The sequence below is a fragment of the Amycolatopsis sp. QT-25 genome (assembly GCF_029369745.1).
In the GTDB taxonomy this organism is placed as follows: Bacteria; Actinomycetota; Actinomycetes; order Mycobacteriales; family Pseudonocardiaceae; genus Amycolatopsis.
The window spans coordinates 6,432,615-6,451,395 of sequence record NZ_CP120210.1; the positions used below are offsets into that span (position 1 = coordinate 6,432,615).

Here is an 18,781-nt window from a genome sequence, read left to right on the forward strand (position 1 = left end):
AGACTGGATTTCCCCCGCCCCCTGCGGGGCCCACCCCCGGCCCGCGGCTAACCGGCGAGTCGCCGCCGTAGCGCGTCCAGCCTGCCCGCGGTGCTGCCGTCGATGACCTCGTCGCCGACGCGGACGACGAGTCCGCCGCCCAGTGACGGGTCGACCTCGACGTGCAGCGCGAGCTGCCGCCCGTACAGGGCGTTGAGCTTCTCGCTCAGCCGAGCCTGCTGCTCGTCGGACAGCGCGCTCGCGCTGGTCACCTGGGCGACCGAGCGCTGACGGCGTTCCGCGGCCAGCTGGACCAGCCGCTCGAGGGCGTTGCCGACTCCACGGCCCTTGGCGCGCAGGACGACCTGCTCGACGAGGGTCTTGGTGACCACGTCCACCTTGTCGGCGAACAGGGTGCGGACGAGGGTCCGCTTCGCCTCGGGGGGAGCGGTCAGGTCGGACAGGGCCTGTTCGAGCTCCGGTGCACCCGCAACGATACGAGTGACCCGGAACAGCTGGTCTTCGACAGCGTCGATGTTCCCGGACTTCTCCGCACTGGTGAGCAGCGCCGAGCGGCCGAGGGCCTCGAGCCCGTCGGTCAGTTCGCGCGGGCTCGACCAGCGGCTGCCCGCCACGGAGTCGAGCACCTGCAGGGCCGGCTCGGACACCTTGCCCGCGAGAATCCCGCGAGCGAGGCCGATCCGGGCTTCGGGCGTGGCCGAACCGTCGGCGACGGCCCGGCGCAGGCCGATCTCCCGGTCCAGCAGGGCGACGACCGAAAGCAGCTCGTCGCCGACCGTCGCCGGGTCGGTACCCGCGGCGGCCAACACCTCGCCGAGACGATTCTCGGCGAGGTCGAGCGCTTCACGGCTCGCAGCATGCAGCGTCATTCTGGTCTACTTTCCCGCTCCGAGACCGGCACCGTTGGTACCGGCGGTCTCCAATTCGGCCAGGAACCGGTCCACGGTGCCGTGGCGGCGCGCGTCGTCCGCGAGCGACTCGCCGACGATGCGGCTGGCCAGCTCGACGGAGTTACGGCCGAGTTCGGCGCGCAGCTCGGCGATGATCTGCGCCTTCTGGGCCTGCAGCTGGGCCTGCCCCTGGGCGACGATGCGCTGGGACTCGGCCTCCGCCTCGGTGCGAAGCTCCGCCTTGATCTGCTCGGCTTCGAGCCGGGCGTCGTCGCGGATCTTCGCGGCCTCGGAACGGGCTTCCGCCAGCTGCGCCTTGTACTGCGCAAGGTTTTCTTCGGCTTCGGCCTGCGCCTTCTCGGCTCGCTCGATGCCACCCTCGATCAGCTTGGTCCGCTCTTCGTAGGCCGTCTCGAATCGCGGGACGACGTACTTCTTCAGAACGAACAGCAGCAGAAGGAAGGCGACGAATCCGAGGATGAGCTCGGGAATGTGCGGCACGATCGGGTTGGGCACCTCTTCGGCGGCCAACACCAATTCGGTCTTCAGCACAACGTCTCCTTAAAGCGAGTTGAGTTGGGAAAACTCAGCCGACGGAGGCGAGGAAGTAGATAACGATACCGATCAGCGCCAGCACCTCGGTCAGCACGAAGGTCGAGAAGGCGATGCTCTGCAGCTTGCCCTGCGCCTCCGGCTGACGGGCGGTGCCGTTGATGACCGCGGCGAAGATCAGACCCACACCGATGCCGGGGCCGATCGCGCCGAGGCCGTAACCGATGGCGGCGAGACCCGGGTTGATGTTGACAGCGGCCTCGGCAGCCTGCGCAAGAACGATGTTGCTCACGTGCGTTTCCCTTCAAACTCGGTCCGCGCGACTCACGCGGATCGGGGGCTTTGGTGTTTCTCAGTGCTCCGACGCCAGCGCGGCGCCGATGTAGCCTGCGGACAGCAGTGCGAAAATGTATGCCTGCAGGACCTGGATGAATGCCTCCAGGAACGTCATCGCGATGGCGAACAGGAACGCCACCGGCGACGCGGCCTTGACGATGCCTTCACCGTCGGTCAGCAGGAAGCTCCCGCCGAGCGTGAAGACCATGATGATGAGGTGACCGGCGAACATCGCGGCGAAGACCCGGATGGCCAGCGTGGCCGGTGCGATGAAGAACTTCTGCGCGAACTCGATGGTGGAGTACAGCGGCAGAACGAATCCGGGAATGCCCGCCGGCGCCAGTTCCTTCTTCAGGTAACCCTTGAAGCCGTGGCGTTTGAACCCGACGTAGTGGTACACCGGGTAAACGACAAGGAACGCGAGAGCGACCGGGAAGCCGATTCGCGCCATCGTCGGGAACTGGAAGAACGGGATGATCCCGAAGATGTTGTTCACCAGCACGAAGCTGAACAGACCCAGGATCAGCGGAATGAACGGCTTGAAGTCGGCAGAGCCGATCTGTTCCCGCGCGATGTTGTTGCGGCCGAAGTTGTAAATCGACTCGGCGATGAACTGTCCCTTACCCGGGACGACCTTCAGCCTGCGCGACGACACCATGAAGTAGGTGACGAGGATGATCAGGGAGATGACCACCAGCAACATCGGCTTGGTGAAGCTCAACCAATAGCCGGAGCCGAACAACGGCGGTAGGTTGAAGTCTTTGACGCCAGGCGGCGTGAACTCCGCACCCTCGGCTAGTACCAGCGCGCCCACTGGGCTCCTTCCGGTTCTCCCGGCCGGCGTTCACTCCGCCGGGGGAATCGTCACGATCTGGACTTAACGTACCCGACACGTATCGGGCCGTCGGAGGCGGCCACCCCACGATGTGCTGAACACGGTTTCACGTTCCGCGCACGAGGATTCTCGATGCAGTGCTCCCGGGAGACAAACGCCTGCCAGCGGGTAAGAGGGACGAATCAACGCCGTCGCCACACTGCTGTTCGGGGTTCGTCATCGGGAGCCGGCAGCCGAGGCCGCCGCCCATACGCGGACCATATCAGCAGGTTCACCCGCGCCGTACAGGCGTACTACATTGCCCCCGATCGGCCGAGGACCTAGGTCCCGCACCAGGTCAGGACCTCGGTCCCGGGATCAGCGGGAGGCGGGGATGATCGTCGGGATCTTGGTCTTGCGGAACGCCGCGAACTCGACGGCGGCGGCCACGAGGATGGCCACGATCATGGTGACACCGAGGGCCATCGGGTGGATCGCGGTGACCCCGCGAAGCAGGCTCAGCGCCGCGAACAGGACGACGACCTTGAGCACGTAACCACCGAGGGCGATCACCATCACGAACATCGGGTCCATGCCCGCGCTGAAGCGCATGAGGCCCAGCGTCGCGAGCGCGGACACGAGGGCGAGCACGCCACCGATGACCGAACCGAGCAGTCCCGGCTGTCCGTTGAGGATGGTGAACACGACGATGCAGATCAGCACCGCGGGCGGAACCAGCTTCAGGGAAGCCTTCGTCATCGCGTTGGCCGCCTGCAGAACCACCTTGGCGTGGGGGTTCTCCTCCGCCTCGACGGTCTTCTCGGTCTCGCTCACAGAAAGCTCCCTGGTCGTCTCAGCCCGCCAGTGTAGGCCCGGGCGGATGCGGGCGTTCAGGCGGTCCGGTTCCGCGATCGCAGCCGCGGGACGACCGACACCAGGGTCGCCAGCAGGAACCCGAAGCCGACGATCCAGAAGACCGCGACATCGTCGAACAACGTCACCGAGACCGCGCCGAACGCGAGCAGACCGGCCCACAAATAGATGAGCAGTACCGCGCGACGCTGGGAATGGCCGATCTCCAGCAGGCGATGGTGCAGGTGCATCTTGTCCGCGGCGAACGGGCTCTCGCCGCGACGGGTGCGACGGATGACCGCCATGATCAGGTCCAGCAACGGTACGAAAAGGACCGCGGCGACCACGACGAGCGGCGAGAGCAGCGCGAGCGCGTCCTTACCGCTGAACTGCGGATACGGCACGCGACCCGACGCCGACGTCGTCGCGCCCGCCAGCATGAGACCGATCATCATCGAACCCGAGTCGCCCATGAAGATCTTCGCGGGCTGGAAGTTGTACGGCAGGAAGCCCAGACAGGCCCCGGCGAGCGTGGCGGCGATGAGGGCGGGCGGGTACGCGCCGACGTCCCCGCCCGAGGAATCGAGCAGGCCGAGGGAGAAGGAGCACGTCGCCGCGGCGGCGATGAAGCCGAGACCGCCGGCGAGCCCGTCGAGGCCGTCGACGAAGTTCATCGCGTTGACCATGACGACCACCAGCACGACGGTCAGCAGCGCACCCTGGTTCTTGTCCAGCACCAGCACCTGGCCGAAGGACTCGCCACCACCGCCCCACGGCACCCAGAACGACACCCACTGCACCCCGAAGATCACCAGGATCCCCGCGCACATGACCTGACCCGCCAGTTTCGTCCAAGCGTCCAGTTCGAACCGGTCGTCGAGCGCGCCGATCAGGGAGATCACCCCGGCGGCGAGCAGGACACCCAGCGAGTCGAAGGAGAAGTCGAAGCCTCGGCTCAGCGCGGGCAACTGGTGCGCGAGCCCCATCGCGGCGGCGACCCCGAGGAATATGCCGATGCCGCCCATCCGCGGGATCGGGGTGACGTGGACGTCGCGGGCCCGCGGGTTGGCGATCGCGCCGATCCGGATCGCGACCCGGCGCACGACGCCGGTGAGCAGGAAGGTCACGGCCGCCGCGGTGAGGGCGACGAGGATGTACTCCCGGATCGGGAGGCCTTGCGCAGGAGGCATGATGCGTTACGCCGCCGAGGTCCAAGTCACTCGAACACGCTACCGCGCCAGGGGGACACGGCGGCCAACGGTCCTGCCCCGCGGCGGATCGGCCGCGGATGTGCCGTCCATCCGAGCACGCGAGTCGTCCGGCGAGTCACCCGTGTCGTCCATCCGCTCACGCGGCGCTCAGGCGAGTGACTCCGCGGGCACGCCCAGTACCTCCGCGACGGCGGCACGGCTGACCGCGCCCTCCCGCAGGATGACCGGGTCGTCGCCGGTGAGGTCGACCATCGTGGACGGAACGGGCTCTCCGGTGGACCCGCCGTCGAGGTACACCGCGACACTGTCGCCGAGCTGGTCGACGGCCTCCTGCGCGGTGGAGGCGGGCGGCTGACCGGACACGTTGGCGCTGGAGACCGCCATCGGGCCGACGTCCCGCAGCAGTTCCAGCGCGACCGGGTGCAGCGGCATCCGCAGCATCACCGTTCCGCGTGACTGGCCGAGATCCCACTGCAGGCTCGGCGCGTGCGGCAGGACGATGGAGAGGTCGCCGGGCCAGAAGGCCTCGATGAGCGCGCGGGCCTGCGGCGGCGTGCCGAGCACGAGGCCGTCCACAGTGGACCAGGAACCGACCAGGACCCCGACCGGCATGTCCGGGCCGCGGTTCTTGGCCCGCAGGAGGGACTGGACGGCGCCACCGTCGAAGGCGTCCGCGCCGATGCCGTAGACCGTGTCGGTCGGGAGGACGACGAGGCGGCTGGAGCGCACCGCGCTCGCCGCCGCGGCGAGCCCGTCGGCCCGCGATTCACGCTTGCTGCAGTCGTACACCGCGCTCATGGCCCGTGAGCCTAGCGCTGTGCCGGATTCGCGAAGGCGCCCGCCCTGTGCGATGAAGGGGCCTTTCCTCGCGAATTTCGCGAGGAAAGGCCCCTTCATCGCAGCCGAGGGCGGAGGTCAGAAGGCGAAAGCGGTGCAGAACGACGTCGCCGTCTTCGCCGGGTCCGCGATCGACGTCGCGGTCAGCTTGATGTGCGCGACGTGGTCACCGCCCGCGGCCCGTTTGGCGTGCGCCGTCGCCGAAGACCGTCCGCCGAACGGGACGGTGGACAGCTCGTTCGGCAGCCGCACCTGCCAGCCCTTCGCGCTGGTGGACGCGCTCAGGCGGTAGGTGTCGGTGTCGTACGGCGCCGCCGCGCCCTTCGCGTTGCCGGTGTTGAACACCGGGAACGAGCAGCTCGCGAGCCCCTGCTTGGCGAACGCGGGGGCCGACGGCCACAGCGAAACGCCCCTGGCCTGCGATCCCGCCCCGTCGAGGGAGGCCACCGTGACGACGTAGGACAGCACGCCCTTGCGGTCGCGCTCGACGTCCGAGACGAGGAACTTGAGCTTGTTCGCCACGTCGGTGTACTCGTACTTGCTCGCCGAACCGGTGCCCGCCTTGAACGCGGCGTCGTTGAGCTGACGGTAATCACCGATGGGGATGGGGACCGCGGTGCCGTCGGGCTTCTTGTAGTCGGTCATGCCGATGTCGGCCGGGTTCGCGTCGACGATCCATTCGAACGGCGCGTTGTCCTGGTTCTTCGTCTTCGCGATGATGACGCCGGAATCGGGGGCGAAGGAATCGCTGCCCATCCGGTCGACGACCTCGACGGTGTAGTTGTCGTAGCCGCCACCGTCGCAGAACGGGTCCTTCGAGCGATCGCATTTCGGCGAGAGGTCCCCGCCGTTGAGCGCGATCGTGATGCCGCTGTAGGCGCCCTGCCCCGGCAGGACCGAACGCGCCGTGATCCTGGCCGAGACCGGCCCGTTCTCGGCGAGCTGGTTCCGGTCGATCCTGAGGACGTCTTCGAGGTCGATGATGTCCAGTTTCATCTTGGTGCGCAGCATGTGGTGCGAGCCCATCGAGCCGCCCTGCGTCGCCGGGATCTGCCAGCGGGTGTGCGGTCCGCCGGGGCCGTTGAAACTGCCGCGCGACATCATCTCCCACGGACCGGTGTAGGTCCTGGACGGCGGGGTGCCGAACGGGTTGTTGTAGTTGTCGCCGATACCGAGGATGTGGCTCAGTTCGTGCGCGTACACCGCCTGACCCGAGCTTTCGGCCTGGGTCGAGGAGCCGGTGACCGCGTTCGGCCAGATGCTCGCCGCCGATTTCCACGACGTCCACGGGACGTAACGGGTGGAGGCGGCGTTCGGCATTCCGGCGACACCGGGACCGAATTCGTCGGGCACGTTCCCCGGCTCGCCGAACTTCATCACGCCGAATTCCTGCCAGGTCGCGCTCTCGTCCTGGCCGGCGGAAAGATAGAAGATGAAGTCGAACTGCTTGGAGACGTCGCCCACGTCCGCCCGCCAGGCGGCGCCCGCGTCGGCGCGGAGATCACGTTTGCAGTTCGCGCCCGGCGGACAGGCGTCGGGCTGGAACTCCATGCCGTATTCGAAGGACTTGCCGGGCAGCCGGTACGGCCCGAACGCGGTCAGGTCGACACCCATCCTGCCGCCGGAGTCCTCCATCCAGTACTCGTTGATGGTGTGGCCCTGGTTCAGCGCCTGCGGTTTGTTGAGGAAGTCCTGATAGAACTGCGCGACGTTCGCGCGGGGGACGTTGCTCGCGGCGGGGCCGGGATTGCCGAACACCGTCGAACGCGCCGGCTGCGTGACGGCGAACTCCTGGTCCGGGTAGTCCGCGAGCACCACGGCGCCCTTGAACGTCCGCTTTGTCGGCTTCAGCGAAGGGTCGGCCCAGTTGGTGCCGGGCGGCTTGCGGTAGTCGTCCCACGTCATGTGGTCCTGGTTCTCCCAGGTCGACCCGTCGATCGGGGCGGGCCAGCCCTTCACGGGCACCGCGGCGGACGCGGGCTGGGCGACCAGACCCGGCAGTAACGCGACGGTGGCGAGGACGGCGAGTGTGCTGAGTGGGGCTCGTCGGAGAGACGATCGCATCGGGGTACACCTCCCAGTCGGACCGCCGAACGAGGCGGCCGGGACCGACGTTAGGAGGTGGGCTTTGCCCTGGGCACCGCCGGAAGTCGTGAGTCTCGCTAACTATCCGGCCTTACCCGCCGGAAACCTCAGGAGACGCGCAGGGCGGTGACGAACCGGGGCCGTCCGGCGAGGTCGACGTGCCCCCGCACGTCGGTCAGCACCCGCCGCGCCCGCACCAGCGCCGGGACGGCGGAGCCGTGCGTGTCGTCGTGCTCGATCGCCATCCCGCCGGTGGGCCGCAGCAGCCGGGCGGCGGCGGCGATCGCGTGCCGGATCACCGCGAGCCCGCTCTCCTCCGCGAACACCGCCCGCGGCGGATCGTGCTCGGCGACCTCCGCCGGCACCGGGGTGCCTTCCGGCACGTACGGCGGGTTGCACAGGACCAGGTCGACGAGCCCGTCGAGTTCGGCGAACATCGTGCTGTCCGCGACGTCACCGGAGTACAGCCGGATGGGGGTGTCCCCCGCGTCGGCGTGGACGTCGGCGTTGTGCCGGGCCCAGGCGAGCGCCTGCGCGTCGATGTCGACGGCGTAGACGACCGCGTCCGGCCGCGCGTGCTGCACGGCCAGCGCCAGCGCGCCGGAGCCGGTGCACAGATCGACCACCACCGGGTACTCGCGCCCGTGCAGCAGTTTGAGGCCCCATTCCAGGAGCAGTTCGGTCTCCGGGCGCGGGACGAACACCCCGGCGCCGACGTTCACCGTGATGTCGCCGAGCGCGGCCCAGCCGGTGAGGTACTGCAGCGGAATTCGTTTGGCCCGCTGGTTCACGAGCTGGCCGATCGCGTCGATGACGGGCGGGTCCACCAGCGGCACCATCGGCAGCCGGCCGCGGTCGACGCCGAGGACATGGGAGGCGATCAGTTCCGCGTCCGAGCGCGGTGACGCCACACCGGCCTCGGTGAGGATGCGGGTCGCTTCCATGATGGCGAGGCGCAACGGCTGCCGGTTCACTGGTGTTCCTTCACAGAGTCAAGCCTGACACACGAGGCACGCGTGCCGGGGTCGATACACGCGGGCCCAGGGTATCGATTCCTTTCAGCGCACCCGCCACGAGAGCGACGACAACGTCAGCGCCGCTTCGGCCACACCACGCGCCAGGTCGGTCTGAAGGTTTTTCATCGCCGAAGCGATCCACTCATCGACGTTCCGTACGCCGACATCGCGATACTCGAGGGCCTGAAGCAGCATTTCGAGCTTGTCCGCGTCGCGTGCGTAAAGCGCTTCGAGGCTTTCCGCGGCTTCGTACTCGTCGACGGCGTCACGCACCGAATCACGCGCCGCGCCGGGGAGCGCCGACGTCTGCGCGGCGGTGATCGCCCGTGGATCCGGTTTCTCGACGAAACCCTTGATCGTATGCGGGAGATCGCCGGTCCGTGTCTCCTGCGTGTCGTGCCAGAGCGCGAGATACGCCGCCCGTGCCGGTTCGGCGCCGCCCTCGGCCGCCAGGAGTCCGGCCAGCTGCGCGACCCGGGTGGTGTGCTCGGCGACCGATTCGGGGTCGCGGACCCCGGCCTGCCACCACCCGGCCCGGCGGATCCGCTTGAGCACACCCAGTTCGAACCCGAATCTGGCCAGGGCTTCCACAGTTCTCCTACGCGTCGGCGGTGAGATATCCGGCCAGTGTCCCGCGCCGCTGCCGGAGGGTGTCGATGCGGTCGTCCATTTCGGCCAATTCCCGCCGGATCTCCGCCACGACCGTGGGGCACAGGTCGAGTTCCGGCAGTTCGCCGTTCGCGCACGGCAACACCTTCGCGATGACCTGCGTGCTCAACCCCGCCGAGAGGAACGCGCGGATCTGCCGCACCGTGGTGACCGCGTCGTCGTCGAAGGTGCGGTAGCCGTTGAAGTCGCGTCGTGAGACCAGCAACCCCTGTTCCTCGTAATAGCGCAGCAGCCGATGGCTCACGCCGGTCCGCCGGGACAGCTCGCCGATCAGCATGTGACCCCCGTCATCCGTGGTTGCCCTTCACATCGATGTCAGTACCTAACGTCGCCGGCATGACGAATCATTTCGCGCACATCGTCCGCGGTTCCGGCCCCGGCCTGCTGCTCGCCCACGGCGGTGGCGGCAGCGTCGAGGGCAACTTCGGCGGCATCGTCGACGACCTCGCCCGCACGCACACCGTCGTCGGCCCCGACTACCCCGGCTCCGGGGCCACCCCGCGCGGTAGCGAACCGCTGGACCTCGACACCATCGCGGACGAGCTGGTCTCCATCGCCGTCGACGCCGGGCTCGACCGCTTCACGATCCTCGGCTACTCCCTCGGCACCGGAGTCGCCGTCCGCGCCGCGACGCGGCACCCCGATCGGGTCACCGGTCTCATCCTGACCGCCGGGTTCACGAAACCGGACAACCGGCTTCTGCTGGCCGTCGACATCTGGCGCGAACTGCTGGGCGGTGACCGGCGGCTACTGGCGAAGTTCCTCACCTTCGCCGCCACCGGCGAGAAGCACCTGAACGCGTTGTCACCTTCGGAGCTCGAAGCCGCGATCGAAGGACTCGCCTGCTTCATCCCGGAGGGCAGCCCCGAACACGTCGCCCTGGTCGCCGGTGTCGACACCCGGGCCGAACTCGCCGGGATCTCGGTCCCCACCCTCGTCATCGCCACGACCCTGGACGGTCTGGTCTCGCCCGCCCATTCCCGCGAACTCGCGGCCGGGATTCCCGGTGCCGAACTGGTCGAGATCGAGGCCGGGCACGGTATCGGCGTGGAGGCCAGCGACGCATGGCTCGGCGTGCTCCAGAAGTTCCTCTCCGCAGGCGAGGGTAGGAACTGATCACCCTGCGAAATCTTCTAAGGTGACGCGGGTGAAGATCCGGGAAATCCGACTGACCCTTGGCGTGTTCTTCGCCGCGCTCGGGGTGCTCCTCGCCCGTTTCCTGGTTCCGCGGCCGATCGGCATGGCGGACAACGGCGACGGCTGGCGCATCCTGTGCCGGCTCGGTGCCCGTGAGCTCGACCGGCCTTCGGAATACTTCGTCCGCTTCTCTTACGGCCCCGCTCCGGCCTGCAACAGCGACTACATCTCCAGTCAGAGCTGGATCGACAAGCTCGCCGGCGGGATCGGGCAGTTGCTCGGCTCGTCCGCGATCCTGAACCTGCTGGTCCTGGGGGTGCTGGGCTGTCTGCTGGTCGCGGGCGGGATCGCCGCGATCGTCGTCGGCCTGCGCCTCTCGGTCCGGAACAGCGTCATCGCCACGGCCGCGCTGCTGCTGGTCGCGGCGGACTCGGCCTTCTTCGGCTACTTCGCCTCGGTCCTGAGCGAGGGCGCCGCCTTCGTCGGGATGCTCCTGCTCGCCGGTGGGCTGCTGCTCATGCACCGCACCGGACCGTGGCGCTACACCGGCGCCGCGGTCACCGTGCTCGGCGCGATGATCGGCATCAACGCGAAATCGCAGACACTGCTGCTGATCCCGCTGTTCGCGCTCGCGCTGCTGTTCGTCCGCCCGGCGGGCACCCGTGGCCTCGCCCGGTGGGCGCTGCCGCTGGCCGTGCTCGCCGTCGTCGGCACGGGAACCGCGCTGGTGCAGGGCGCGGGCGACTCGGCCAACGCGGAGTACCGCGAGGCCAACATGTACCACGTCGTGTTCAACGGGATCGTGGACGGAAAGCACGACACCAACGCCGACCTGGCCGCGCTGGGCCTCCCACCCGAATTCGCGAAGTACATCGGCACGGGCTGGTGGAGCGCGAACGCCGCCTGGCGCGACCCCGAGTACGCCCGGTACCGCGACAAGATCAGCCGCCGCAACGTCGCCCAGTACTACCTCGACCATCCGGGCCGCGTGGTCCAGATGCTGCACCGGTCCGCGCAGGAGACGCTGACCGCGCGGGTGCCGAACCTCGGCAGCTTCGGCGAACACGCCGGGCAGCCGCCGCTCGCCAAGGAGTACCGCGTCCCGGTGCTGTCCGGGATCACCGGCTGGATCGCGCCGCTGGGCCTGTTCGCCCTGCTGCCGATCTGGCTGCTGATCGGCTGGGCCGGGCTCCGCGCCTTCCGGAACCGCACCGGCCGCCGCGACGTCGGCATCGTGGTGCTCATGTTCCTGCTCTTCGCGATGGGCCAGATCCTGGTCTCCGGCCTCGCGGAAGGCATCGAAAACGTCAAGCACCAGCAGCTGACGATCTACCCGACCCTGCTCGCCGCCGCCTTCGCCGCGCTCTCGTTCCTGCCGCGGCGGAAGGAAGAGACGCCGGCCGTCGAAGAGCGCGAGCCGGAGACGGCGTCCGTCTCCGGCTGAGGCTTCAACAGGACCCGGTCAGTCATTCTCAGCCGGTACCGCAGAGCATGGGCACGATCCATCTCCCGAAACGCTCGAATCGTCGGCCCTGCTGTTCGAACTGAGCAGCCCGGAGGCAGCGGGCTTCGTGGTGGCGTCACGGGCGCGGATGACAAAGAATTCCCGGCAAGGGTCGAGAAAGATTTGCTTTTCCTGAGTCCATCGCGAACCAGCCGCACGACGGTGATCGATTGTTCGCCCGAGGATTCCCGGCGCCGGCAGCCGAAACAGCACGCGACGCGGGTGACACGTAGACTGAGGCGCATCTGTCGTCACCGAAGGGCCCGCCAGCCAGTCATGGATCTCCGGGAAACGGAAGTCGTCACGCGGATATCCGCGAATATCGATACCGAGGATTTCGCCGCTGCCGCCGCGCTGGGCGAACGTCTCATCGGCGAGTTCGAGGCCACCGAGCTGGAGATCTGCCGGGCGGATCCCGAAGGTGGCTGGACGGGCTACTCGGTTTCCGTCGGCTATCGCACCCCTCCGGCGGACGGCGAGGAGCCTGCCGAAACGCTGCACCGGGCCGCGGTACCGGCGCTGTTCCACTTCGGCCTGAACGCGGAATTCTTCGAAATTCGTGGCACGCCGGAGACCGGTCAATACGGAAATTACACCGCCTACGACACCCAAGCCGACGGATACACGCTTTATTCACTGATGGCGTCCGTCGGCGGCACCGATCCGCGTGAACCCGCATATGTCCCCCGGCACGATTTCTCCCCGCGCGCGGAAACCGATGTCATCTCACGGGTGCATCTCTACGTCCCCACCGGTGACCTGCGGCTGGCCGTGGACCTGTGCGGCCGTCCCGCGACCGACCTGTCGGCCTCGCTGATCCGGATCAGCACGGACGCGGGTCCTTGCGAAGCGGTGCTGCTGTCGGCTTTCCCCGCTCATGCCGGAGAAAGCGGCGAAGAGGCGCTCAGCCGGGTCACGAGCGAGGTGACCGACAGGCTCTCCCAGGTGGGCATGTCCGTCCGGGCCATCCATACCGGACTGGAGGACGACCCGTTCTCCACCGAACCCGGCTAGTACGCTGTGGAGCCCGTTCGCTGGAGTATCGATTGACCGGAGCCGATCGTGAACCCGCCGCTCACCCCGCAAGATCTGCGAAGCGCCCTGGAAGCGTTGGATCATGTCTTCGAGGCGTTCACCGAGGAGATCGGCGAAGAGCCGACACTCGGTGAATTCCTCGAAATAATGAGCCTCGCGATCGAACCGGACGAGGATGTCCTTCCTGGTGCTCCCGTTCCCCTGCTGATGAAGGCGAAGAAGAAGAACGGCCGATGGTACGAAGCCGAACTTTCCGACAGCGTGGCTTCGCTCAACGACAACACCTTCGCCGAGGCCGGTGCGTTCCTGACGCTTCTCATGGACCGGCACACGGCCGACGGTACCCCGACGATGTCGACCGAGGAGCTCGCGAACGGTGTCCTCGAGGTTCTTCAGGCAAGCGAGCGCGCCTTCGCCGATATCGCGGCCGAGGACATCCATGCGCTCACACTGCCGAAAGTCAAGAAGAGTTTCCGGTCGAAGACCGGCGACGTCTTCGCGATCCCTGCGGAACCACAGGGATACCACTTGGCGGTAGTGATCGGTAACGACAGGATGGGCCTCGCCATCGGGCTGCTGGAAGGTGTCTTCTCGCGGCCGGAGGTGGGCGAGGTGGGCCGCCATCGCGCCCGGCACATCCCGATCCACACCGGTACTCGACTGATCAAAGACGGAACTTGGCAGATCATCGGGAATCATCCGAGTCTGCTCGAGTTGTTCCCTGATCCGCCCGATCTCTACTGGAACGCGGTGACCGTCTCGGGACGTCGGTTCGGTGAGTACGGTGGCGCGGGCCCCATCGAAGGACCTTTCCGCCTCATCGGGAAGGCCGAAGCGGAGGCCGTCGGCCTGCTGGACGAAACCTATCGATCGTCCTATACGGAGGAATACCTCCAGAAACAGCTCAATGAGGGCCGTTTCGACAACGGACCGGCACCGAGGTCGTGGCTCTGACCCGCCGGATCAGCCGGCGTGTTCGGCCAGCCGCTCTTCGCGGTCCGCGGTGATGAGCGCGTCCAGCACGCCGTCGAGGTCGCCGTCGAGAACCTGGTCCAGGTTGTACGCCTTGTAGTTCACCCGGTGGTCGGCGATGCGGTTCTCGGCGAAGTTGTAGGTGCGGACCCGCTCGGAGCGGTCGACGGTGCGGATCTGCGAGCGGCGCGCGTCCGACGCCTTCGCGGCGGCCTCCTCCTCGGCGATCGCCTGGAGGCGGGCCTGCAGTACCTGCAGGGCGCGGGCGCGGTTCTGGATCTGCGACTTCTCGTTCTGGCACGAGACGACCACGCCGGTCGGGAGGTGCGTGATGCGCACGGCCGAGTCGGTCGTGTTCACGCTCTGGCCGCCGGGGCCGGACGAGCGGTAGACGTCGATCCGCAGGTCGTTCGGGTCGATCTCGACCTCGACGTCCTCGGGTTCGGGGTAGATGAGCACGCCGGAGGCGGAGGTGTGGATGCGGCCCTGCGATTCGGTGGCGGGCACGCGCTGCACGCGGTGCACCCCGCCTTCGAACTTCAGGCGTGCCCAGACCCCGTCGACGGCGGCCGAGCGGCTCTTGATGGACACGGTGACGTCCTTGAAGCCGCCGAGGTCCGAGTCGACCGAGTCGAGCACCTCGGCCTTCCAGCCGTGACGCTCGGCGTAGCGCAGGTACATGCGCAGCAGGTCGCCGGCGAACAGCGCCGACTCCTCGCCGCCTTCACCCGATTTGATCTCCATGACCACGTCGGAGCCGTCGTACGGGTCGCGCGGCAGGAGCAGTTCGGTGAGTTTCGCTTCGAGCGCGGGGATCTTGGCGGAGATCTCCTCGGCCTCGGCCGCGAAGGTCGAGTCTTCCGACACCAGCTCCTTCGCCGTCTCGAGGTCGTCGCGCGCGGTGTCGAGCTCGCGGATCGTCTTGACGACAGGGCTCAGCTCGGCGTACCGGCGGCCGAGTTTGCGGGCACGCGCCTGGTCGGCGTGCACGGACGGGTCGGCCAGCTGCTCTTCCAGCTGGGCGTGCTCCTCGAGCAGACCCCACAGCGAACTCGAATCCACCACTCCACCTCTCAACGACCTGGACGAAACCATGAAAAACGGCGCCTACCCGGACATGCGGGTAGGCGCCGTCGTTCAAGCTACTTGGCGTCTTCGGCCTTCTTGCGCTTGCCGTAGCGAGCCTCGAAGCGCGCGACGCGGCCGCCGGTGTCCATGAGCTTCTGCTTGCCGGTGTAGAACGGGTGGCAGTTCGAGCAGATCTCGACGTGGAGGTTGCCGGAGGTCTTGGTGCTGCGCGTGGTGAATTCGTTGCCACAGTCACAGTTCACGTGCGTGACGACGTACTCGGGGTGAATACCGCTTTTCATGGTGTCCTCTCTCGTTGGCCCCGGGTCCCCGTGCGGGGTGAACCGGTGCCGGACTTCAGCGGATGATTTTGCCAGATGTGCTGGCAGTGGACTCAACGCACCCCTCTGCCGGAGTATTCCACCACGTTGAGTTATCAACTACTACGCCCGGTTGTACGAAATTTGTACTTGGCCACGGGATCGTCCTCACTGTTGGTAATTCCTCGACAGGAGGTACTGATCATGCGCAGCATCCTCGCCAAGGTGGCGAAGCCGGCGTCCGTCGCCGCGCTGGCCATCTCGGCCCTCGCCGTGGCTCCAGTCGCCGGGGCCGCTCCGGCCGCCCCCGAAGCGGGCGCCACCATCACCGCCGCCGACATCAACCCGGCCGCGGGAACGTTCACCACCCTGTCCGACGGTGACCTGGCCATCCAGGGCGCCGGCGACGGCACGCCCGCCGGTGCCGTCCAGTGGTTCAAGAACCGCATGGGCTCCACCGCGTACCAGGGCCTCTGCGAGAAGGCCGTCGAGAACGCGTACGGCACCACCGGCGTCTGGGCCTCGGCCAACGCGCACTGGAACGGCGCGAGCCCGAAGCGCACGACCGGGACGCCGCCGAAGGGCTCCTTCGTGTACTGGAACATCAGCAAGTGGGGCCACGTCGGCATCGCCGACGGTTCCGGCGGGATCTACGCCACCAGCATCGGCGGCAAGATCGGCCACGCGTCGAGCGTGCGCTACTTCAACAACTACCGTGGCTGGACCCCCGCGGCGGTTCCGCGCCGCTGAGCACTCCGTTGGGTCCTGAGTGGCGATTCGGGTGCCGGCGAGCCTCTTCTCAGGTACCTGTGGCGTTCGGTCGAAGTACATGAAGGCCCCCTTCCTGTACCCAGGCGCAAGGATGGGGTCCTTCATGTACTTCGAAAGGCGTGAAGGCAGGGAGGCCCTCATGGACCACTCACGACCACCCCGGCCCAGCGCGGTCCGGTTACCGGAAGGGGCGAAGGTCGAGTTTCTCGGCTGGCGCCTTCGACGCGCCGCCGTGTGACTAGAGATGCTGCTGGGACTCAAGGTGTTGTTCCGAGGGCCGTGAGGGCCTCCTTGAGGACTCTGGGTCCCCTCAAGGAGGCTCTCACGGCATCGCGGCCGGACTCGCCCGGCACAGACCGTGGCGCCCGAGTACAAGAAGGCCCCTTTCCTCGCGTCCAGCGTGAGGAAAGGGGCCTCCTGATGTGATGAAGGCGACCGAAGGATCAGTCGTCGTCGTTCGAGCCGAGGGCCGTCTTCGAGACCTGCATGAGGAACTCGATGTTGGTCTTCGTCTTGCGCAGACGCGAGATCAGCAGGTCGATGGCCTGCTGCGAGTCCAGCGCGTGCAGCACCCGGTGCAGCTTGTGGGTGACCGCGAGCTCGTCCGGCGAAAGCAGCAGGTCTTCCTTGCGGGTACCGGACGGGTTGATGTCCACCGCGGGGAACACGCGCCGCTCGGCGATCTTCCGGTCGAGCTTGAGGTCCGCGTTCGCGGTGCCCTTGAACTCCTCGAAGATGACCGTGTCACCGGTGGATCCGGTTTCGACCATCGTCGTGGCGAAGATCGTCAGCGAGCCGCCGTTCTCGATGTTGCGCGCCGCGCCGAGGAACCGCTTCGGCGGGAACAGCGCCGTCGAGTCGACACCACCGGAAAGGATCCGGCCGGACGCCGGGGCCGCCAGGTTGTAGGCACGACCCAGCCGGGTGATCGAGTCGAGCAGCACGACGACGTCGTGGCCCATCTCCACCAGCCGCTTCGCGCGCTCGATGGCGAGCTCCGCGACCGAGGTGTGGTCGGACGGCGGACGGTCGAAGGTGGAGGCGATGACCTCACCCTTCACCGACCGCTGCATGTCCGTGACCTCTTCCGGACGTTCGTCCACGAGCACGACCATCAGGTGGCACTCGGGGTTGTTCGTCGAGATCGCGTTCGCGATGTCCTGCATGATCGTCGTCTTGCCTGCCTTGGGCGGCGACACGATCAGGGCACGCTGCCCCTTGCCGACCGGCATCACCAGGTCGATGACGCGGGTGGTGAGCTTGTGCGGCTCGGTCTCGAGGCGCAGTCGCTCGTTCGGGTACAGCGGGGTCAGCTTGGTGAACTCGGGACGGCGCTTGGCCTCGTCCGGCTCCAGGCCGTTGATCGAGTCGACGCGCACCAGCGGGTTGAACTTCTGCCGCTGCTGCTCGCCGTCACGCGGCTGGCGCACGACACCGGTGATGGCGTCACCGCGGCGCAGGCCGTACTTGCGGACCAGCGAAAGCGAGACGTACACGTCGTTCGGCCCGGCGAGGTAGCCCGAGGTACGCACGAACGCGTAGTTGTCGAGTACGTCCAGGATGCCCGCGACGGGCAGCAGGACGTCGTCCTCGCGGATCTCGGTGTCGGGCGAAGCGCCCTGTTCACGGCCACCGCCGGCACCCCGGCGGCGACGGTCGCGGAAGCGACGGCCGCGACGGCCGCCTTCCTCGTCGTCGTCACCCTGCGGGCCCTGGCCCTGACGCTGGCTGCCGTCCTGGCCGCCGCCCTGCTGGTTGCGCTGGCGGTTGTCCTGGCCACGGTTGTCGCGATTGCCGTCGCGATTGCCGTCGCGATTGCCGTCGCGGTTGCCCTGACGGTTGCCGCCCTGCTCCCCGCGGTCACCACGCTCGTTGCGGTCACCCCGGTCACCACGCTCACGCTGGTCACCCCGGTCGCCGCGATCACGCTGCTCGCCACGGTCACGCTGGTCGCCACGGTCACGCTGCTGGCCACCCTGTTCGGGCGAACCCGCGGCGCGGTTGGAGCCGCGACGACGACGGCTACGGCCGCCCTCTTCCGGCTGCGACTGGCCGTCCTGCTGGGCGTTCTCCTGCTGCGCGGGCCGCTCGGCGGCCGGCGCGGCGCCGTTCTCGGCGACCTTTTCGCCGCGTGGGGCTTCGGCCGGGGCGGCTTCCGCCTTCGGCGCTTCGGCCTTCGGGGCCTCCTGCTTCGGGGCCTCCGTCTTGGGCGCTTCGGCCTTGGGAGCCTTGCGCGGTGCGTCGATCCCCTCGAGCGGAAGCGTTTCGCTCGCCGCGGCGGGGGTCTTGCGCTTGGTCTTGCCCTGGCGCTCGCGGATGGCCGCGATCAGATCGCCCTTGCGCATGCCCGTCGTCTCGCCGATGCCGAGGTCCCCAGCGATCGAGCGCAGTTCGGCGACGGTCTTGCCGGTCAGTCCGCCGACCGTGCGCTTGGGAGCGACGGCGCCGTTCGACTCGGCGGCGCCACCTTCGACGTCGCTCAAAAGATCGGTGTTGCTCACAAATGTCCTTCCTGACCGATCCACGCCTCCAGGTGGATCAGCGGACCGCCGCTCGCGTCCGATTGCGAAACGGCGTAAATGGCCCCCGATACGGGCGAGCAACTCCTCGGCCGTGTTGAACACAGCTAGAAGGCCTCCAGCACAGGGATTTGCTTCCTCCAAACGGAGGAAGCGGAATTCGGCACCGCCGGAACCGGGAACCCGCCTGCGT

General features: G+C 67.8%; 19 protein-coding genes. 5 read left to right on the forward strand and 14 right to left on the reverse strand.

Features of this window, described 5'->3' with window-relative positions; translation table 11 throughout:
• Positions 1-47: 47 nt before the first annotated feature.
• From P3102_RS29990 to P3102_RS30040, 11 genes are all read right to left on the reverse strand, one after another.
• A complete protein-coding gene (locus tag P3102_RS29990) occupies positions 48-869 on the reverse strand; it encodes a F0F1 ATP synthase subunit delta (RefSeq protein WP_276363686.1) in 822 nt (273 codons plus the stop codon).
• 6 nt (positions 870-875) lie between these two features.
• Entirely contained in the window at positions 876-1,442 is a 567-nt protein-coding gene (locus tag P3102_RS29995; protein WP_276363688.1) for a F0F1 ATP synthase subunit B, read from the reverse strand.
• Between the two features lie 34 nt (positions 1,443-1,476).
• Positions 1,477-1,734 (reverse strand): ATP F0F1 synthase subunit C, encoded by a 258-nt coding sequence (locus P3102_RS30000; RefSeq protein ID WP_276363689.1) that lies wholly within the window; start codon positions 1,732-1,734, stop codon positions 1,477-1,479.
• A 60-nt stretch (positions 1,735-1,794) separates the two neighbouring features.
• Complete coding sequence (atpB, locus tag P3102_RS30005) at positions 1,795-2,592, reverse strand: F0F1 ATP synthase subunit A (protein WP_276363691.1); 798 nt, start codon at positions 2,590-2,592, stop codon at positions 1,795-1,797.
• A 378-nt stretch (positions 2,593-2,970) separates the two neighbouring features.
• On the reverse strand, positions 2,971-3,426 hold the full coding sequence (locus tag P3102_RS30010; RefSeq protein WP_276363692.1) for a hypothetical protein: 456 nt from the start codon (positions 3,424-3,426) through the stop codon (positions 2,971-2,973).
• 56 nt (positions 3,427-3,482) lie between these two features.
• Positions 3,483-4,634 (reverse strand): MraY family glycosyltransferase, encoded by a 1,152-nt coding sequence (locus tag P3102_RS30015; RefSeq protein ID WP_276363694.1) that lies wholly within the window; start codon positions 4,632-4,634, stop codon positions 3,483-3,485.
• Positions 4,635-4,802: 168 nt separating this feature from the next.
• Positions 4,803-5,453 (reverse strand): L-threonylcarbamoyladenylate synthase, encoded by a 651-nt coding sequence (locus P3102_RS30020; RefSeq protein ID WP_276363696.1) that lies wholly within the window; start codon positions 5,451-5,453, stop codon positions 4,803-4,805.
• A gap of 117 nt (positions 5,454-5,570) precedes the next feature.
• The gene (locus tag P3102_RS30025) at positions 5,571-7,556 is read right to left on the reverse strand and encodes a M6 family metalloprotease domain-containing protein (protein WP_276363698.1); all 1,986 of its coding nucleotides are present in this window, start codon (positions 7,554-7,556) and stop codon (positions 5,571-5,573) included.
• A 128-nt stretch (positions 7,557-7,684) separates the two neighbouring features.
• Complete coding sequence (gene prmC, locus P3102_RS30030; protein ID WP_276363699.1) at positions 7,685-8,551, reverse strand: peptide chain release factor N(5)-glutamine methyltransferase; 867 nt, start codon at positions 8,549-8,551, stop codon at positions 7,685-7,687.
• Positions 8,552-8,635: 84 nt separating this feature from the next.
• Complete coding sequence (locus P3102_RS30035; RefSeq protein WP_276363701.1) at positions 8,636-9,184, reverse strand: HD domain-containing protein; 549 nt, start codon at positions 9,182-9,184, stop codon at positions 8,636-8,638.
• A gap of 7 nt (positions 9,185-9,191) precedes the next feature.
• A complete protein-coding gene (locus tag P3102_RS30040) occupies positions 9,192-9,539 on the reverse strand; it encodes a MerR family transcriptional regulator (protein WP_276363702.1) in 348 nt (115 codons plus the stop codon).
• A gap of 59 nt (positions 9,540-9,598) precedes the next feature.
• Between P3102_RS30040 and P3102_RS30045 the strand changes: the two genes are divergently transcribed.
• From P3102_RS30045 to P3102_RS30060, 4 genes are all read left to right on the forward strand, one after another.
• Positions 9,599-10,378, forward strand: a complete 780-nt coding sequence (locus P3102_RS30045) for an alpha/beta fold hydrolase (RefSeq protein WP_276363704.1) — start codon at positions 9,599-9,601, stop codon at positions 10,376-10,378.
• 31 nt (positions 10,379-10,409) lie between these two features.
• Positions 10,410-11,843, forward strand: coding sequence for a hypothetical protein (locus tag P3102_RS30050; RefSeq protein ID WP_276363705.1), 1,434 nt, complete (start codon positions 10,410-10,412; stop codon positions 11,841-11,843).
• 336 nt (positions 11,844-12,179) lie between these two features.
• A complete protein-coding gene (locus P3102_RS30055; RefSeq protein WP_276363707.1) occupies positions 12,180-12,917 on the forward strand; it encodes a hypothetical protein in 738 nt (245 codons plus the stop codon).
• Positions 12,918-12,965: 48 nt separating this feature from the next.
• Positions 12,966-13,892, forward strand: coding sequence for a hypothetical protein (locus P3102_RS30060; RefSeq protein ID WP_276363708.1), 927 nt, complete (start codon positions 12,966-12,968; stop codon positions 13,890-13,892).
• Positions 13,893-13,901: 9 nt separating this feature from the next.
• On the opposite strand, the gene prfA is transcribed toward P3102_RS30060, so the two are convergent.
• A complete protein-coding gene (prfA, locus tag P3102_RS30065; RefSeq protein ID WP_276363710.1) occupies positions 13,902-14,972 on the reverse strand; it encodes a peptide chain release factor 1 in 1,071 nt (356 codons plus the stop codon).
• Positions 14,973-15,052: 80 nt separating this feature from the next.
• Positions 15,053-15,280, reverse strand: a complete 228-nt coding sequence (rpmE, locus tag P3102_RS30070) for a 50S ribosomal protein L31 (protein WP_007028345.1) — start codon at positions 15,278-15,280, stop codon at positions 15,053-15,055.
• Between the two features lie 222 nt (positions 15,281-15,502).
• Here rpmE and P3102_RS30075 point away from each other — a divergent pair, with 222 nt between their 5' ends.
• Positions 15,503-16,048, forward strand: a complete 546-nt coding sequence (locus tag P3102_RS30075; RefSeq protein ID WP_276363716.1) for a CHAP domain-containing protein — start codon at positions 15,503-15,505, stop codon at positions 16,046-16,048.
• A 464-nt stretch (positions 16,049-16,512) separates the two neighbouring features.
• Here P3102_RS30075 and rho read toward each other — a convergent pair whose 3' ends face one another.
• Positions 16,513-18,570 (reverse strand): transcription termination factor Rho, encoded by a 2,058-nt coding sequence (gene rho, locus P3102_RS30080; protein WP_276363718.1) that lies wholly within the window; start codon positions 18,568-18,570, stop codon positions 16,513-16,515.
• Positions 18,571-18,781: the final 211 nt, after the last annotated feature.

Coding starts and splice junctions, on each gene's coding strand:
- P3102_RS30055 (WP_276363707.1), top strand. CDS start 12,180: ATGGATCTCCGGGAAACGGAAGTCGTCACGCGGATATCCGCGAATATC.
- P3102_RS30025 (WP_276363698.1), bottom strand. CDS start 7,556: ATGCGATCGTCTCTCCGACGAGCCCCACTCAGCACACTCGCCGTCCTC.
- P3102_RS30015 (WP_276363694.1), bottom strand. CDS start 4,634: ATGCCTCCTGCGCAAGGCCTCCCGATCCGGGAGTACATCCTCGTCGCC.
- P3102_RS29990 (WP_276363686.1), bottom strand. CDS start 869: ATGACGCTGCATGCTGCGAGCCGTGAAGCGCTCGACCTCGCCGAGAAT.
- P3102_RS30045 (WP_276363704.1), top strand. CDS start 9,599: ATGACGAATCATTTCGCGCACATCGTCCGCGGTTCCGGCCCCGGCCTG.
- rpmE (WP_007028345.1), bottom strand. CDS start 15,280: ATGAAAAGCGGTATTCACCCCGAGTACGTCGTCACGCACGTGAACTGT.
- P3102_RS30020 (WP_276363696.1), bottom strand. CDS start 5,453: ATGAGCGCGGTGTACGACTGCAGCAAGCGTGAATCGCGGGCCGACGGG.
- P3102_RS30040 (WP_276363702.1), bottom strand. CDS start 9,539: ATGCTGATCGGCGAGCTGTCCCGGCGGACCGGCGTGAGCCATCGGCTG.
- P3102_RS30075 (WP_276363716.1), top strand. CDS start 15,503: ATGCGCAGCATCCTCGCCAAGGTGGCGAAGCCGGCGTCCGTCGCCGCG.